The organism is Pseudolysinimonas sp. (genome assembly GCF_044239695.1).
Lineage (GTDB): Bacteria > Actinomycetota > Actinomycetes > Actinomycetales > Microbacteriaceae > Pseudolysinimonas_A.
In genome coordinates this window covers 15,146-29,278 of record NZ_JBIIAW010000009.1, presented here as the reverse complement: position 1 = coordinate 29,278, position 14,133 = coordinate 15,146, and the positions used below count along the sequence as shown (strand labels likewise).

The 14,133-nt window shown below is 69.4% G+C and carries 16 protein-coding genes and 1 tRNA gene; 8 read left to right on the top strand and 9 right to left on the bottom strand.

Annotated features, from left to right (window positions below):
• Positions 1–44 precede the first annotated feature (44 nt).
• The gene (locus ACILQS_RS02815) at positions 45–1,805 is read left to right on the top strand and encodes a sensor histidine kinase (RefSeq protein WP_395638579.1); all 1,761 of its coding nucleotides are present in this window, start codon (positions 45–47) and stop codon (positions 1,803–1,805) included.
• Here the strand turns inward: ACILQS_RS02815 and ACILQS_RS02810 are convergent.
• The 3 genes from ACILQS_RS02810 to ACILQS_RS02800 form a co-directional block, all read right to left on the bottom strand.
• Positions 1,792–2,175 (bottom strand): ACT domain-containing protein, encoded by a 384-nt coding sequence (locus ACILQS_RS02810; RefSeq protein WP_395638578.1) that lies wholly within the window; start codon positions 2,173–2,175, stop codon positions 1,792–1,794. The genes ACILQS_RS02815 and ACILQS_RS02810 overlap by 14 nt on opposite strands.
• 32 nt (positions 2,176–2,207) lie before the next feature.
• Complete coding sequence (locus tag ACILQS_RS02805) at positions 2,208–2,492, bottom strand: YchJ family protein (RefSeq protein ID WP_395638602.1); 285 nt, start codon at positions 2,490–2,492, stop codon at positions 2,208–2,210.
• A 91-nt stretch (positions 2,493–2,583) separates the two neighbouring features.
• A complete protein-coding gene (locus tag ACILQS_RS02800) occupies positions 2,584–3,048 on the bottom strand; it encodes a DUF5997 family protein (RefSeq protein WP_395638577.1) in 465 nt (154 codons plus the stop codon).
• A 65-nt stretch (positions 3,049–3,113) separates the two neighbouring features.
• Here ACILQS_RS02800 and ACILQS_RS02795 point away from each other — a divergent pair, with 65 nt between their 5' ends.
• Positions 3,114–3,656, top strand: a complete 543-nt coding sequence (locus tag ACILQS_RS02795; RefSeq protein ID WP_395638576.1) for a LysR substrate-binding domain-containing protein — start codon at positions 3,114–3,116, stop codon at positions 3,654–3,656.
• A 35-nt stretch (positions 3,657–3,691) separates the two neighbouring features.
• Positions 3,692–3,901: a hypothetical protein gene (locus tag ACILQS_RS02790; RefSeq protein WP_395638575.1), complete on the top strand. Its 210-nt coding sequence runs from the start codon at positions 3,692–3,694 to the stop codon at positions 3,899–3,901.
• A gap of 2 nt (positions 3,902–3,903) precedes the next feature.
• On the opposite strand, the gene ACILQS_RS02785 is transcribed toward ACILQS_RS02790, so the two are convergent.
• Positions 3,904–4,443 carry a YaeQ family protein gene (locus ACILQS_RS02785; protein ID WP_395638574.1) on the bottom strand — a complete coding sequence of 180 codons (540 nt, stop codon included), beginning with the start codon at positions 4,441–4,443 and terminating at the stop codon, positions 3,904–3,906.
• Positions 4,444–4,483: 40 nt separating this feature from the next.
• Positions 4,484–5,287 (bottom strand): heliorhodopsin HeR, encoded by an 804-nt coding sequence (heR, locus tag ACILQS_RS02780; RefSeq protein WP_395638573.1) that lies wholly within the window; start codon positions 5,285–5,287, stop codon positions 4,484–4,486.
• A 221-nt stretch (positions 5,288–5,508) separates the two neighbouring features.
• Here heR and ACILQS_RS02775 point away from each other — a divergent pair, with 221 nt between their 5' ends.
• Together ACILQS_RS02775 and ACILQS_RS02770 are read left to right on the top strand one after the other, a co-directional pair.
• Positions 5,509–5,715, top strand: coding sequence for a helix-turn-helix domain-containing protein (locus ACILQS_RS02775; RefSeq protein WP_395638572.1), 207 nt, complete (start codon positions 5,509–5,511; stop codon positions 5,713–5,715).
• Between the two features lie 92 nt (positions 5,716–5,807).
• Complete coding sequence (locus tag ACILQS_RS02770) at positions 5,808–6,695, top strand: integrase core domain-containing protein (protein WP_395638571.1); 888 nt, start codon at positions 5,808–5,810, stop codon at positions 6,693–6,695.
• Between the two features lie 39 nt (positions 6,696–6,734).
• On the opposite strand, the gene ACILQS_RS02765 is transcribed toward ACILQS_RS02770, so the two are convergent.
• A tRNA-Pro gene (locus ACILQS_RS02765) sits at positions 6,735–6,811 on the bottom strand.
• A gap of 115 nt (positions 6,812–6,926) precedes the next feature.
• On the opposite strand from ACILQS_RS02765, the gene ACILQS_RS02760 reads away from it, so the two are divergent.
• A complete protein-coding gene (locus ACILQS_RS02760; RefSeq protein WP_395638570.1) occupies positions 6,927–8,186 on the top strand; it encodes a DUF222 domain-containing protein in 1,260 nt (419 codons plus the stop codon).
• A gap of 3 nt (positions 8,187–8,189) precedes the next feature.
• Here ACILQS_RS02760 and ACILQS_RS02755 read toward each other — a convergent pair whose 3' ends face one another.
• Positions 8,190–8,672, bottom strand: coding sequence for a hypothetical protein (locus ACILQS_RS02755; protein WP_395638569.1), 483 nt, complete (start codon positions 8,670–8,672; stop codon positions 8,190–8,192).
• Positions 8,673–8,758: 86 nt separating this feature from the next.
• Here ACILQS_RS02755 and ACILQS_RS02750 point away from each other — a divergent pair, with 86 nt between their 5' ends.
• Positions 8,759–11,167, top strand: a complete 2,409-nt coding sequence (locus tag ACILQS_RS02750) for an ATP-binding cassette domain-containing protein (RefSeq protein WP_395638568.1) — start codon at positions 8,759–8,761, stop codon at positions 11,165–11,167.
• On the opposite strand, the gene ACILQS_RS02745 is transcribed toward ACILQS_RS02750, so the two are convergent.
• Positions 11,164–11,739 (bottom strand): MOSC domain-containing protein, encoded by a 576-nt coding sequence (locus ACILQS_RS02745; RefSeq protein WP_395638567.1) that lies wholly within the window; start codon positions 11,737–11,739, stop codon positions 11,164–11,166. The genes ACILQS_RS02750 and ACILQS_RS02745 overlap by 4 nt on opposite strands.
• 23 nt (positions 11,740–11,762) lie before the next feature.
• Between ACILQS_RS02745 and ACILQS_RS02740 the strand changes: the two genes are divergently transcribed.
• Entirely contained in the window at positions 11,763–12,869 is a 1,107-nt protein-coding gene (locus ACILQS_RS02740) for a 5-methyltetrahydropteroyltriglutamate--homocysteine S-methyltransferase (protein ID WP_395638566.1), read from the top strand.
• Positions 12,870–13,318: 449 nt separating this feature from the next.
• Here ACILQS_RS02740 and ACILQS_RS02735 read toward each other — a convergent pair whose 3' ends face one another.
• The gene (locus ACILQS_RS02735) at positions 13,319–14,113 is read right to left on the bottom strand and encodes an MBL fold metallo-hydrolase (protein WP_395638565.1); all 795 of its coding nucleotides are present in this window, start codon (positions 14,111–14,113) and stop codon (positions 13,319–13,321) included.
• Positions 14,114–14,133 lie beyond the last annotated feature (20 nt).

Here is a 14,133-nt window from a genome sequence, read left to right as displayed (position 1 = left end):
TGTGGGGCTGACCGCGGTCCCGAGGGCCGCCTTAGGGTCGCAGTATGACCGGGGTCGACACGGGCGCCGGGACGGCGGTCCGCGGACGCGGCATCGTCGTGCGGCGCCTCGTGAACGCCCTGCTCGGGCTCACGCTCGGGATCGATGCGCTCTTCCTGCTCGGGCTCTGCTCCCCTGCGGCGAACTCGCCACTGGTCGGGATCGTGCTCTCGCTCGGCACGCAGTGGGTTCCGGTGACGGTCTTCTGGATCGTGGTCGCAGCCACCTCGTTCCGCCAACTCCCCGTGATCCTCGCCGCGGCCGGCGTGACCTTCTCGGCCATCGGCGACACCTACTATGCGCTCGCGATGGACGCGGACGGCTACCTCGCCTTCCCCTCGCCCGCGGATGTCGGCTATCTGCTGTTCTATCCCTTGATGGTCGCGGCGCTCGTCCTCCTCGCGCGGCGGCGCCTTCACGGCTCCGGCGGTCTGGTGCTCCTGGACACGGCGATCGCGACGGTCGGCGCGTCGGCCGTGCTGGCGCTCATCCTCGACCCCGCGCTCGTCGCCGCGATGTCGGGCGAAGACGAGCTCGCCAGCGCCATCGCCCTCGGCTACCCGGTCTTCGATCTGCTGATGCTCGCGGTGATCGCCGGGGTCGCGGCGGTGCCCACGGTCAGCATCGGTCGTCGCTGGTGGGCACTGGTGACCGGCCTCGGCATCTTCGCCGCCGCCGACGTCGTCTTCGCGGTGCTCGAGCGCGGAGGCGCCTACGGCGCGGGCACGCCGCTCGACGCGACCTGGGCCGTCGGCCTGGCCTTCATCACCTGGTGGGTCGCCGCGACGCCGCTCGGCACCGAGCCGCCGCGGATGCGTCACCGCCGCGTCGTCGTCCCGCTCCCCACGCTCGCGGTGGTCACCGGGGTGGTCGTGCTGATCATCGGAACGCAGGTACGACTCTCGGTGCTCGCGGTCGTGCTCGCCGCCGCGACGGTCGCGCTCGCGGCGGTGCCGACGATCTTCCGCCAGGCGATGCTCTCCCGCGTACTCGCCGTGCAGGACGAGGCGCTCCAGCGCATCACGGAGCTCGACCGGGCGAAGACCGACATGCTCGTCACGATGAATCACGGGTTCCGCACGCCGCTGACCTCGATCACCGGTCACGTCGAGCTGCTGCTCGACGACGAGACGCTGTCGCCGGCTGCCGCCGGAGCGCTGCGCACCATCGAGCGGAACGCCGCCCGCCTCCAACAGCTGATCGACGAGACGCTGACCGCCTCGCGGCTGGAGACCGGCCGGGAGCCGTTCGAGCAGACCGAGATCGGAGTCGCGGAGCTGGTGGGTCGAGCCATCGCGCGCGTCGAGCCTCTCGCCGACGCGCGCGGGGTCGTGCTCGAAGTCGTCCCGGGATCCCCCGACCTCGTGGTCGCGGCCGATTCCGAGCACCTCGAACGTGCTGTCGTGAACCTTCTCGACAACGCGATCAAGTTCACGGCGGCCGGCGGCCACGTCCGAGTCGACGTCGACGGCCCGACCCGCGGCGGCGAGGTGGAGATCCGGATCGCCGACGACGGCATGGGGATTCCCGCGGCCGATATCCCCCACCTGTTCACGCGGTTCTTCCGCGCCTCCAACGTGCAGAACGCCGCGATTCCCGGAGTCGGGCTGGGGCTCTCGATCACCCGGCAGATCGTGCGCGCGCACGGCGGCACCGTCGCGGTCGAGTCGGTCCTCGACCGGGGCACGACCGTTCGGGTGCGGCTGCGACTGTCGCGTCCGACCCGCACGGCGCGCAGAGCCCCGCACGCATCTACTGCTCGGTGAGGGCGCCGAGCACTTCGAGGGCGTCGTCCCGACGGTCGGCCGGCACGAGCAGGTGGTCGTGGTGGAACCCGGCGAGCACGTTGCAGCTGATGCCGGCATCCGCCAACGCGGTCGACACCGCGGCGGTCAGCCCGACGGCTGCGAGGTCGGAGTGCACGGTGAGGGTGATCCAGGCGGCGACGAAGTCGTACGCCAGGCCCGCGGCGTCGGCGTCTTCGCGGCGGAGCACGAGGGTCGTCCCCTCGTCTTCGCGGATGACGGCCTGAACGTCGAGATCCCGGCCATCCGACACCACCACGACGAATTCGCCGTCCCGCGGTTCCGGGCGCAGCGAGTGGATCAGCTCCTCGAGATCCGTCACGCCGCTCATCGTTTCGACTCTACGGGGTCGGGGTGTCCGGGTCAGCCGAGGACGTCGCCGTCGAGGTAACTCCAGCGCGCTCCGTCGCGGACGAACCGGCTCCGCTCGTGCAGCAGTCCGGCGCCCTCGGGCCCCCGGAAGGAGGCGCGGAACTCGACGACACCCTCGGCGTCCGAAGGTCCGCCCGCGACGGTGTCGACGATCTGCAGCCGCCGCCAGGTGACGTCGGCATCGAGGTCGAGGTGGGCGGGACGGGTCGACGGATGCCAGGTCGCGAGAAGGTACGGCGCGAGCCCGCGAGCGAAGGCCGCGAACCGCGACCGCATGAGATCTTCCGCCGATGCTGCCGGCGCTCCGTCGTGAAGCGGCCGGCAGCATTCGGCGTACGCGGCGCCCGAGCCGCACGGGCAGGGCGGGTCAGTCGTCATCCACCGCGTCGTCGTCGGACTGGGGTGCCCGCGCGGTCGGGATGTCGGGCCGCTCGCCGATCGCCGTGCCCGGGGTGCGCCCGGTGCCGGGGGCGAGCTTCTCCCGTTCGGCGACGAGCCACCCCGGGCGCTCCTCGAGCAGCGCCCGGATCTCGGCCGTCGTCATCGAATCGCTGACGCCGTTGCGGGCGAGCGCCGAGTTCGAGACCCCGAGACGACGGGAGACCTCGTTGCGGGGATGCGGTCCTTCGCGGCGCAGGGTGACCAGCCACTCCGGCGGCTCGGTCTGCAGAGCCTGCACGGCATCCCGCGAGATCTGCTCGGCACGGAACGACTCGGGCGTCGCCGGCAGGAACACCCCGAGCTTCTCGGCCGCGGTCTTCGGACTCAGCAGCTGCGGCTTCGGCGGCTTCGGCTGCTGGCGGGTGTCTTCGCGCGGCTCATCGGTGGTCATGCCTTCGAGCGTACGGGGCGTCGCGCGCCGACGACTCACGCATCGGGCGCGCGTAGCCTGGGGCCATGCCCGATCCGCTGCTCGTCGCGTTCGTCCCCGGCGTGACCCCGGGCAAGTGGGAACGCGTCTGGCGCGAGCGGCGCGTCGGCCGACTCGATATGACCCCGCTCCCGCAGGAGGCCGCGCTCGCGGCACTGCGCGACGGTCGCGTGCACATGGCGCTCGCCCGTGACACGGCGGCCGACGACGACCTCCACGCGATCCAGCTCTACCGCGAGAGCCCCGTCGTCGTCGCGCCGAAGGGCTCGCTCGTCGCCGCCCTCGACGCCGTCGACCTCGCCGATCTCGCCGACGAGAACGTGCTGACCGTCGACCTCCTGTCGGGGTCGGGTGAGGATGCCGTGGAGCTCGTCGCGGCGAACGTCGGCGTCGCGGTCATGCCGCAGTCGGTCGCCCGGGTGCTGTCGCGCAAGGATGTCGTCGCCCGACCGTTGCGCGACGCTCCCGACACCGGGATCTCGCTGGTCTGGCCGATCGAGAAGCCGCATCCGCTCTGCAATGTGTTCGTCGGGATCGTCCGCGGGCGCACGGCGAACAGCTCGCGCTGATCCCGCCGGCGGATTCCCCGCGCTACCGTGAGCCCATGAAGAGTCGCGTCGGGCGCACCGTCCTCACCATCGTCGGCACCGTCGCCGTGCTCATCGGGCTCGTGTGGGTGGGTCAGGGCGCGAACCTGATTCCCGGGAGCTTCATGACGGGTGACCGCAACTGGTTGGCGATCGGGCTGTTCGTCGCGGCCGCCGGGGTGTTCGCGATCGTGTTCGGGGTGCGGCGGCCGAAGAGCGACGGCTGACGTCAGCCCGCCGGCTGCGCGTGGACCGCCGATGAGAGGTTCACGCCGTTCAGCTCGAGGTAGAGCTGCTGCTCGGTGACGGTCAGCGTCATCGCGTTGCGTCGCTCGAGCGCGTCGACCGCGGCGTCGACGAAGCCGGGGTCGAAGCTGTGCAGCACGATCTCATCGGCCCGGTGGATCTTGGCACCCGCCCACGGCGCGGCCACCTTGGCCGGATCGCGGTGGGTGTAGACGACCGTCCGCTCCGCCGCTTTGCTGCCCGTGTGGAGGCGGGCGGCATCCGGAGCGCCGACCTCGATCCAGGTCAGCAGCTTGCCGGTCAGATCGCGCACGAGCACCGCCGGCTCGTCGGTCGCGGAGATGCCCTCGCTGAAGACGATCCCCTCCTGGTATTCGAGGCAGTAGGCGAGCAGACGTGTGACGAGGTAGGCCTCCGTCTCGGACGGATGGCGGGCCGCCCGCACCGTGAACTGCTCGTAGACGCCGCGATCCATGTCGGCCAGCTGGACCTCGAAGGAGTGCATCGTCGCGCCGGCTGCCATCCGACCAGCCTAGGCAGTCGTGGGAGCGACGCAGCTCCCACTAGCCGGTGATCGCGGGGATGATCGCGCCCGAGAAGACCTGCCAGGCGAGGGCGGTCTTGGCGACCAGGCTCAGGGTGATGTACGTGCGCTCTCCGTGCAGGTAGCTCTTCCACCTCCCGACCTGCTTGTACTGCAGCCACTGGTTGATGGCGAAGGTGTTGAAGAACAGGAAGAGCGAGATGACGATGCCGACGACGAAGGCCGGGGCGGCGACGTCACTCGCGCTGCCGGGGCGCAGGAAGTAGATCAGAACCAGGATCCACGGCACGATCCCCACCATCGAACCGAAGATGAACGGAAGCAGCTTTCCCGAGCCGGGCTGCTCGTACTTCTCTTGGAGCGCGCCGAACAGGATCATGGCCGCGTTGACGGCGAAGACGGCGAACAGCGCACCGATGTCGGTCACGCCGTTGATGGCCAGGATCAACCAGATCATGATCGAGGAGCTCAGCGAGTACTCGGCCCAGCGGAAGTAGTTGCGGTTCTGGAGCAGGCCGCTGCGGTACCGACCGAAGAACCAGGGGCTCGAGATGAGGAAGTGGAAGAACGCGCTCAGCGCGAGGAACACCACGACGCCGATGCCGATGTTCACCTCGAAGAGGGTCACCCGCTCCGGCGGCAGCGGCACCCCGGGAGGTCCGGCGAGGTAGTCGGCCGTCACCGCGAAGAGCACCTGAGTGCTCAGCATCGCCAGGATGATGGCGAAGCCGATCGCCTGCACGAGGTGCAGGCTGCCCGCGACGATGTTGTAGATCCGCAGCCGAGCGATCTGCTGATCCGGGGTGTACGCCTTCTTGGCCATGACTGCACTCCTTTGTGAGGTCGCCTGACGGTAGCACTCGGAACGGCTGCTCACACGCTCTGCACACTTTGGGCGCGGAGCCGGAAGCTACGAAAGCCCCGGCCTCCGCAAATCCGCTTAGTTCCGGGGCTTTCTCTGGTCGGGCTGACAGTGTCGTGGTTCAGGACATGGGCAAGGGATGTCTCAAGACATAGGCAACTGCGGGTGCGTCAGGCTCGCGGGTGTCTCGCGAACGTCTGATCGTCACTGCCGTCGCTATCCAGGGGTTGTCGCAGGCTGAAGCGGCCCGCGCCTACGGACTGTCCGAGAGCCGCGTCAGTCGGATCATGACGAGATGGCGGCGGGAGGGTGAAGCCGGCCTCGAGCCGCGCTCCCGACGCCCGAAAACGACCCCGACCGCGATCCCCGCAGCGCGACGGTCGAGCTGATCGTGAACCTACGGGCGAACCTGCAACATCGAGGGCTCGATCACGGGCCAGCGACGATCGTCTGGCACCTGCAGCACCATCACGACATCACCGTGTCACGCTCCACCGTTGCTCGCACGCTCACCCGAGCCGGGCTGGTGACCGCGGAGCCGAAGAAGCGACCCAAGTCCTCCTACGTCCGGTTCGAGGCGGCCATGCCGAACGAGTGCTGGCAATCCGACTTCACCCACTGGGCCCTCGCCGGCGGCGCCGGGGTCGAGATCCTCACTTTCCTCGACGACTGCACCCGACTCGCGATCTCGGTCACCGCGCACCCCCGAGTCACGACTCCGATCATCGTCGACGCCTTCCGCTCCGCGATCGCCACCCACGGGACACCGGCCTCCACCCTCACCGACAACGGCATGGTCTTCACCGTCCGCCACGCCGGCTGGGGACGCCAAGGCGGCCGCAACGCGTTCGAAGTCGAACTGCAGCGCCTCGGCATCCAACAGAAGAACGGCTCCCCCGGGCACCCCCAGACCCAAGGGAAAGTCGAACGGTTCCAGCAGACGATGAAGAAGTGGCTGCGCGCCCAACCAGCCCCAGACACCCTGACCGAGCTACAAGATCGGCTCGACGCCTTCGTCACCCACTACAACCAGCAACGCCCACACCGATCCCCGCCGCACCACACCACCCCGGCGACTCGCTACAGCACCTTGCCGAAAGCACACCCCGACCCCGACCGGGACACCCACTCCCACGATCGCATCCGACGCGACCGCGTCGACAAGAACGGCACCATCACCCTCCGAGTCGCCAGCCGCCTGCGACACATCCCCCTCGGCCGAGCACACGCCCGAACCCGCATCCTCGCCCTCGTCCACGACCTCGACGTCACCGTCATCAACGCCGCCACCGGCGAGCTCCTCCGCGAACTCACCATCGACCCCGAACGCGACTACCAACCCCTCAGAAACGCAAAGGACCGAACCTGAAATCAGGTTCGGTCCTTGCAGATGTCCTGAGACATCACATGGTCGGGCTGACAGGATTTGAACCTGCGACCCCCTGACCCCCAGTCAGGTGCGCTACCAAGCTGCGCCACAGCCCGTGGCTCGCACCGTGTCCCCGCGGGGAGTCCGGCACAGCCTCCTACTGTAGCCGACCATCCACAGGTGATTCGCCGCCCCGGGGGCGATGTCGGTGGTTGCTCCTTATCTGTCGCCATGACCACCTTCCGCCCCGAACCCGACCCGGGTGACGCGGCGGCGCGCGTCGAGGCGGAGGCTGCGGTCATCGAGGCGATCGTGCAGACAGATCGTCTGATCTCCACTCTCACGGCCGCCAAGTTGCGCCTCATCGAGTTCGCCCGGCAGACCCAGGTCGGCACGCTGTCGCACGCCCTGGCCGAACGCGAGTTCCGCGCCGAGATCGCGACCGCCCTGCGCATCTCCGAACGGGCCGCCGACATCCTCATCGACGAGGCCGGCGTGCTCGTGCAGTACCTCCCGGCGACCCACGCGGCCCTCGCCGACGGGCGCATCACGCCGCGGCAGGCGCGGGTGATCGTCGACGAGCTGGCCCGGGTCGATGAGGCGGAGCGGGGTGACCTCGAACGTCGCGCCCTCGAGGCAGCCGACCAGTCGTCCACCGCCTTCGCCCGCACCCTCCGCCGCATGCGCGAGACCCGGGATGCCGGCCGCGCCATCGAGCGCCACCAGAAGGCCCGCGCCGACCGCCACGTGTCGTGCGAGCCCGGAGCCGACGGCATGGCCTGGATCACCGCCTGCCTTCCCGCCGTCGACGCGCTCGCGATCGACAGCCGCCTCGACGACCTCGCGCGCGGACTCGCCTCCCGCCACGGCGACGATCGCACCGTCGCACAACTGCGAGCGGATGCCTTCGGCGACGTGCTCCTCGACCGCGACGGCCGCGCGTTCCGGCGGTTCGGCGACGCGCGACCCACTGTCGTCGTCACGGTGCCGATCAGCGTGCTGACCGGAGCCTCCGAGACCGGGGCGGAACTCACCGGCTACGGCCCGATCGACGCGCAGACCGCCCGCGACCTCGCCGCCGAGGCGCCGACCCTCCGCCGCATGTTCACCGACCCCCGCGACGACACGATGCTCGCGCTCGGCCGCACGAAGTACCGGGTGAGCGACGAGCTGCGACTGTTTCTGACCGTGCGCGACGAGCGCTGCCGGTTCCCGCACTGCGGGCGCCGAGCGGCCGCCGCCGACATCGACCACACGCGGGCCTGGGAGCACGGCGGCGCGACGGATCCCGGCAACCTCGCCCACCTCTGCCGCGGCCACCACCGCCTCAAGCATGGGTCGCGCTGGCGGATCGAGGCCACCCACCCCGACGGCACCCTCGACTGGGTCTCCCCCACCGGCCGACGGCATCGCACCCGGCCCGCCCGGGCGGTAGGCGCCAGCGAGATCCGAAACGACAGCGACATCCGAAGCGACAGCGACCCGCCGTAGCCTTCACGGTTGCGGCGCCACCGACTTCCACGCCGCCCAACTGTTCGGCAGATGACCGGCGGCGAGCACGAGAGCCGCGACCCCGACCGGGATCGACGCGAGCCAGCCCCCCGCACTGAGGAACGCGAGCACCGGGAACACCGCCATCGGGATCGGCAGCGCCCCGAGGGGGCGATGTCCGAGCGGGCAATGTCCGAGCGGGCGGAACAGGGATGCCGTCCGCCGCTCCGTCAGATAGCGCGCCCACAACGCCAGGTAGGCCGCAATGGCGAGCCCGAGGGGCACGAGCCACCAGCTCCACCCACCCGGCCCGCCGACGAGGAACGGGAGGACGAGGCATCCGGCCTGCCCGGCACGTTCCAGGATCGTCGCGAGCAGTCCGGCATCCGTCGGGCGCACGGCGTCCCGCGGCGGGAACGCGAGCAGGAGCAGATTGGGCAGCAGCACGAGCACCGAGACCACGGCGCCGGCGATCGAGAACGTCATGTCACCGATTGTGGCGCGCGTCGCACAGGCCGCCGTGCGGGCAGAATCGAGAAGCCGCGGTCGGAGGGTCCCGGTACCGTGGGCGCATGCCGACGAACGCCACCTCCGCCGACAGCCCGTCCGCCGACAACGCATCCGACGGCACCGCGCACCCCGCCGACGGACACGACCTGATCCGCGTGATCGGGGCGCGGGAGAACAACCTCAAGAACATCAGCGTCGAGATCCCGAAGCGCCGGCTGACGGTCTTCACCGGCGTCTCCGGCTCGGGCAAGTCGAGTCTCGTCTTCGGCACCATCGCCGCCGAATCCCAGCGGCTCATCAACGAGACCTACCCGGCCTTCGTGCAGGGGTTCATGCCGAGCCCCGGGCGACCGGATGTCGACGTGCTCGACGGCCTCACGACCGCGATCATCGTCGACCAGGAACGGATGGGCGCCAACGTGCGCTCGACCGTCGGCACGGCGACCGACGCCAACGCGATGCTCCGCATCCTGTTCAGCCGCATGGGCGAACCGCACATCGGATCCCCGCAGGCGTTCTCGTTCAACATCGCGAGCGTCACCGGCACCGGGTCGGCGAAAGTCGAGACGGATGCCGGGGCGACCATCGAACGCGCGTTCACCATCACCGGCGGCATGTGCCCGCGGTGCGAGGGCATGGGCAGCGTGAGCGACATCGACCTCAGCCAACTGTTCGACGAGACGAAGTCGCTCAAGGACGGCGCCCTCACGATCCCCGGCTACAACGTCGACGGCTGGGGCGTGCGCCTCTTCACCGAGTCCGGTCTCGTGCCGGCCGACATCCCGATCAAGGACTTCACCGCCGAGCAGCGCCACGACTTCCTCTACAAGGAGGCCACGAAGGTCAAGGTCGCCGGCATCAACATGACCTATCTCGGGCTGGTGCCGAACGTGCAGAAGTCGTTCCTGTCCAAGGACGTCGAGGCGATGCAGCCGCACATCCGCGCGTTCGTCGAACGCGCCGTCACGTTCACCGCCTGCCCCGAGTGCGAGGGCACCCGGCTGAGCGCCGCCGCCCGGTCGTCGAAGATCGCCGGCATCTCGATCGCCGACGCCTGCCGCATGCAGATCAGCGACCTCGCGGAGTGGGTCCGCGGCCTCGAAGCCACCCACATCGGTCCCCTCCTCGAGAACCTCCAGCAGACCCTCGACTCGTTCGTCGAGATCGGGCTCGGCTACCTCAGCCTCGACCGCCCGTCGGGCACCCTCTCCGGCGGCGAAGCCCAGCGCACCAAGATGATCCGCCACCTCGGCTCGAGCCTCACCGACGTCACCTACGTCTTCGACGAGCCCACCGTGGGGTTGCACCCGCACGACATCCAGCGCATGAACGAACTCCTCGTGCGGCTGCGCGACAAAGGCAACACCGTGCTCGTGGTCGAGCACAAGCCCGAGACGATCGCGATCGCCGACCACGTCGTCGACCTCGGCCCGCGGGCCGGCTCGAAGGGCGGTGAGATCCAGTTCGAAGGCACCGTCGACGCGTTGCGCGCGAGCGACACCCTCACCGGCCGGCACCTCGACGACCGCGCGCGGCTGAAGGACGCCGTGCGCCCCGCCACGGGCGTCATCGAGATCCGCCACGCCACCCGCAACAACCTGCAGGATGTCTCCGTCGACATCCCGCTCGGAATCCTCACGGTCGTCACCGGCGTCGCCGGATCGGGCAAGAGCTCCCTCATCCACGGATCGATCCCCGCCGGTGCGGACGTCGTGTCGGTCGACCAGGCGCCGATCAAGGGATCCCGCCGCAGCAACCCCGCCACCTACACCGGGATGCTCGACTCCATCCGCACCGCCTTCGCGAAGGCCAACGGCGTGAAGCCGGCGCTGTTCAGCGCGAACTCGGCGGGCGCCTGCCCGAACTGCAACGGCAACGGCGTCATCTTCAGCGACTTCGGCTCGATGGGCACGGCCTCGACCACCTGCGAGGTCTGCGAGGGCAAGCGGTTCCTGGCGTCGGTGCTCGACTACAAGCTCGGCGGCAAGGACATCAGCGAGGTGCTCGGCATGCCCGTCGACGACGCCGTCGCGTACTTCGCCGACGGTGCGTCGAAGGTGCCGGCCGCCCACGCGATCCTCGTACGGATGGCCGACGTCGGCCTCGGCTACCTCACCCTCGGTCAACCGCTCACCACCCTCTCCGGCGGCGAACGGCAGCGGCTGAAGCTCGCCATCCACATGGCCGACAAGGGCGGCGTGTACGTGCTCGACGAGCCGACCACCGGTCTGCATCTCGCCGACGTGCAACAGCTGCTCGGCCTGCTCGACCGCCTCGTCGACTCCGGCAAGTCGGTCATCGTCATCGAGCACCATCAAGCCGTGATGGCGCACGCCGACTGGATCGTCGACATCGGCCCGGGTGCGGGACACGACGGAGGGAAGGTCGTCTTCGAAGGCACCCCCGCCGACCTCGTCGCCGCGAAGACGACGCTCACCGGGCAGCACCTCGCGGCCTACGTGGGCGGCTAGGGTTCGTTCCGCCCCGCGGGACCGTCGTCCGACACCCCGCGGTAGATCTCGAGCACCGTCGGCGCACCCACCGGCGCCGGGATGACCTCGATCGCATCGCCGGATCGCAGCTTCCCCGGTGTCACGACACGGAAGTAGGTTCCCAGTCGTCGCGCGTCCGAGAATCGCCGCACCCAGCCGGAGGACTCCTCCCCCATCCAGCGGGCGAAAGTCATGCACGGGGTACGTGGCACCGTCGCCTCGAGCACCACGTTCCCGATCCGCCACCGTTCGCCCACTCGCACGGCGTTGACGTCGATCCCCTCGACGCGGAGGTTCTCCCCGAAGAGCCCCGGCGGGATGTCACGCCCGAGCTGCCCCGCCCACCACGCGGCGTCCTCGGCGGCGTAGACGTAGACCGCCTTGTCGTCGCCCCCGTGGTGCTTGCGATCGGCCTGCACGTCGGCGTAGAGACCGAGCTTCCCGACCTTGACCGGGCCGTCGACGGGCTGCTTGTCGATCGCCGTCGTGCCCACGGTTCCGGCGTCGTCGTGCAGCCGCGACACGACGCAGACGGCGAGAAGGCGACCCATGGCTCCACCCTAAGCTTCTGCTCATGCATCGTACGACGCCCCCGTTCCGCGCCGACCAGGTCGGGAGCTTCCTGCGGACCCCCGCGATCAAGGATGCCCGTGCCCAGCACGACGCCGGCACCCTCGACGCCGCCGGACTGCGCGCCGTCGAAGACGCCGAGATCATCGACCTGATCGGTGAGCAGGAGGCGGCCGGGCTGCAGCTGGTCACCGACGGCGAGTTCCGCCGGTCGTGGTGGCACTTCGACTTCATCGGCCTCCTCGACGGGGTGGAGATCGCCGAGATCGACCACGGCATCCAGTTCCAGGGGGTGCAGACCAAGCCGCGCAGACCCATCGTCACCGGCCCGATCGGGTTCCCGGCCGACCACCCGTTCCTCGACCATTTCCGGTTCGTCGCGGCGAACACGACCGTGACTCCGAAGATGACGATCCCGTCGCCGACCGTGCTGCACTGGCGCGCCGAATCGGCCGGCATCGACCCGAACTTCTACGGCGACCGCGACGCCATCCTCGACGACCTCGCCGCCGCCTACCGCGCCGCCGTGCAGGCCTTCTACGACGCCGGATGCCGCTACCTGCAGTTCGACGACACGACGTGGGCGTACCTCTGCTCCCCGGCCGAGATCGAGAAGGCCGCCGCCCGGGGCGTCGACGTCGCGGACATCGGCGAGAAGTACGTGAAGCTGATCAACGACTCGCTCCGCGACAAGCCGGCCGACATGATCATCACCACCCATGTCTGCCGCGGCAACTTCAAGTCGACCTGGATCTCGTCCGGCGGCTATGAACCCGTCGCCGAGCATCTGCTCGCCGGCTGCGACTTCGACGGCTACTTCCTCGAATACGACACCGAGCGTGCCGGCGGGTTCGAACCCCTCCGCTTTCTGCCGAAGGGCGACAAGATCGTCGTGCTCGGGCTCATCACCTCGAAGAACGGCGACCTCGAGGACCCCGACGACGTGCGGAAGCGCATCGCTGAAGCCTCCGAGTTCGTCCGGCTCGAGCAGCTCGCGCTGAGCCCGCAGTGCGGGTTCGCCTCGACCGAGGAGGGCAACGTCCTCACCGAGGCGCAGCAGTGGGCGAAGATGCGCGAGATCGTCGACCTCGCGTCCGATATCTGGGCATAGCTCGTACGGTCCGTGGCCGACCACCCTCCGATTCACCGAGATGCTGGCAAGGAAGGTGGTCGCCCCGTGCTGATGGACACGGGCGATCGCCGAGTCAACCGCGACAGCCCAGTCGAACTCGCCGCCCGCATCCGCGAGCGACGGCACCCGCTCTAACACTCACGCCCGCCTTTGCGCTCCGGTCGAAGTGGGACGGTGTTCCATTTCACGAACCACTCCGGAACGTCCGCCACGGCGCGCCCTCAGGGATGCGCCACGCCGTCGCCTTTGGCACCGCGTGCCGCTCGCCCGGAGGCCCCCTCGCCTTCACCGCAGGGAAGAACGGCCCGATCACCGCCGCCACCTCACCTCTCCCGCAGGCGGCGCGTCAAGCCTGGTTGTCGACGGCGACACGCCGAGGGGTTGTGCGCGCGGTGCGAGGAGGACTTCCAGGCCGTCCGCGCGACTCCCTACACCGCGGGGAAGATGTACCGGTTCTGGATGTCGAGCAGCGAGGTGCCGCCCGCCTCGGGGAAAGCGCTGATCAGGGCCTTCTTGAGCTGGTCGCCGTCCGTGGCGCTTGCGAGCGCCGGGGTGGCCACGTCTAGATAGGCGAGGACGAAGTCGTAGAGCTCGCTGCCGCCCGGCGCTCCGTGCCCCGGAAGGACGGTGCCGAAGCCCTGAGCCTTCAGGTACTGAACCTGGCTGCGCCACGAGTCGAGATGGTGCTCGGCGATGTAGAGGTGCAGGTTGTTGTAGACCAGATCCTGGGCGAAAACGATCCCTTCGTCGGGCAGGGAGATGACGAGGATGGTGCCAGCCTCGGTGTCCGAGATGGAGGTGAAGACGAACCGCACGCCGTCAATGACCTCCTCTCCCGGCTCGACGGTGATCGAGGGTGCCGCGAGAGTCTCGGGGACGGCGTCTCCCAGTGCCGCCTGCGCGCCAGCCAGGGCCCCGGGGCCTATTGCGTCGATCGACGCGCGGGTCTCTGCAAGCGCGTACGCGGGCGCCGAGAAGGATGCCGTCCCGAAGAAGTGATCGGGGTGATCGTGCGAAATGTAGACGCGCGTGACCGGCTTGCCGAGACTGCGGGCGAACTCCGCTGCCTCATCGGCGAAGGCTCGTCCGTACTGCGTATCCAGCACGAGCGTCTGCGTCGCGAGCGCCACGATGTGGGTGTTGGCTTCGAGACCGGCCTCGGGCGAGGTGTAGGTGTGGATGGTGACCTGGTCGCGGTGAGTACTGACGATTGTGCCGAGCATGACTTCCTCTTCCGATAGTT

Excerpts from the sequence above, each read along its gene's own strand:
- ACILQS_RS02815 (WP_395638579.1), top strand. The coding sequence starts at position 45 with ATGACCGGGGTCGACACGGGCGCCGGGACGGCGGTCCGCGGACGCGGC.
- ACILQS_RS02810 (WP_395638578.1), bottom strand. The coding sequence starts at position 2,175 with ATGAGCGGCGTGACGGATCTCGAGGAGCTGATCCACTCGCTGCGCCCG.
- ACILQS_RS02805 (WP_395638602.1), bottom strand. The coding sequence starts at position 2,492 with ATGCGGTCGCGGTTCGCGGCCTTCGCTCGCGGGCTCGCGCCGTACCTT.
- ACILQS_RS02800 (WP_395638577.1), bottom strand. The coding sequence starts at position 3,048 with ATGACCACCGATGAGCCGCGCGAAGACACCCGCCAGCAGCCGAAGCCG.
- ACILQS_RS02795 (WP_395638576.1), top strand. The coding sequence starts at position 3,114 with ATGCCCGATCCGCTGCTCGTCGCGTTCGTCCCCGGCGTGACCCCGGGC.
- ACILQS_RS02790 (WP_395638575.1), top strand. The coding sequence starts at position 3,692 with ATGAAGAGTCGCGTCGGGCGCACCGTCCTCACCATCGTCGGCACCGTC.
- ACILQS_RS02785 (WP_395638574.1), bottom strand. The coding sequence starts at position 4,443 with ATGGCAGCCGGCGCGACGATGCACTCCTTCGAGGTCCAGCTGGCCGAC.
- heR (WP_395638573.1), bottom strand. The coding sequence starts at position 5,287 with ATGGCCAAGAAGGCGTACACCCCGGATCAGCAGATCGCTCGGCTGCGG.
- ACILQS_RS02760 (WP_395638570.1), top strand. The coding sequence starts at position 6,927 with ATGACCACCTTCCGCCCCGAACCCGACCCGGGTGACGCGGCGGCGCGC.
- ACILQS_RS02755 (WP_395638569.1), bottom strand. The coding sequence starts at position 8,672 with ATGACGTTCTCGATCGCCGGCGCCGTGGTCTCGGTGCTCGTGCTGCTG.
- ACILQS_RS02750 (WP_395638568.1), top strand. The coding sequence starts at position 8,759 with ATGCCGACGAACGCCACCTCCGCCGACAGCCCGTCCGCCGACAACGCA.
- ACILQS_RS02745 (WP_395638567.1), bottom strand. The coding sequence starts at position 11,739 with ATGGGTCGCCTTCTCGCCGTCTGCGTCGTGTCGCGGCTGCACGACGAC.
- ACILQS_RS02740 (WP_395638566.1), top strand. The coding sequence starts at position 11,763 with ATGCATCGTACGACGCCCCCGTTCCGCGCCGACCAGGTCGGGAGCTTC.
- ACILQS_RS02735 (WP_395638565.1), bottom strand. The coding sequence starts at position 14,113 with ATGCTCGGCACAATCGTCAGTACTCACCGCGACCAGGTCACCATCCAC.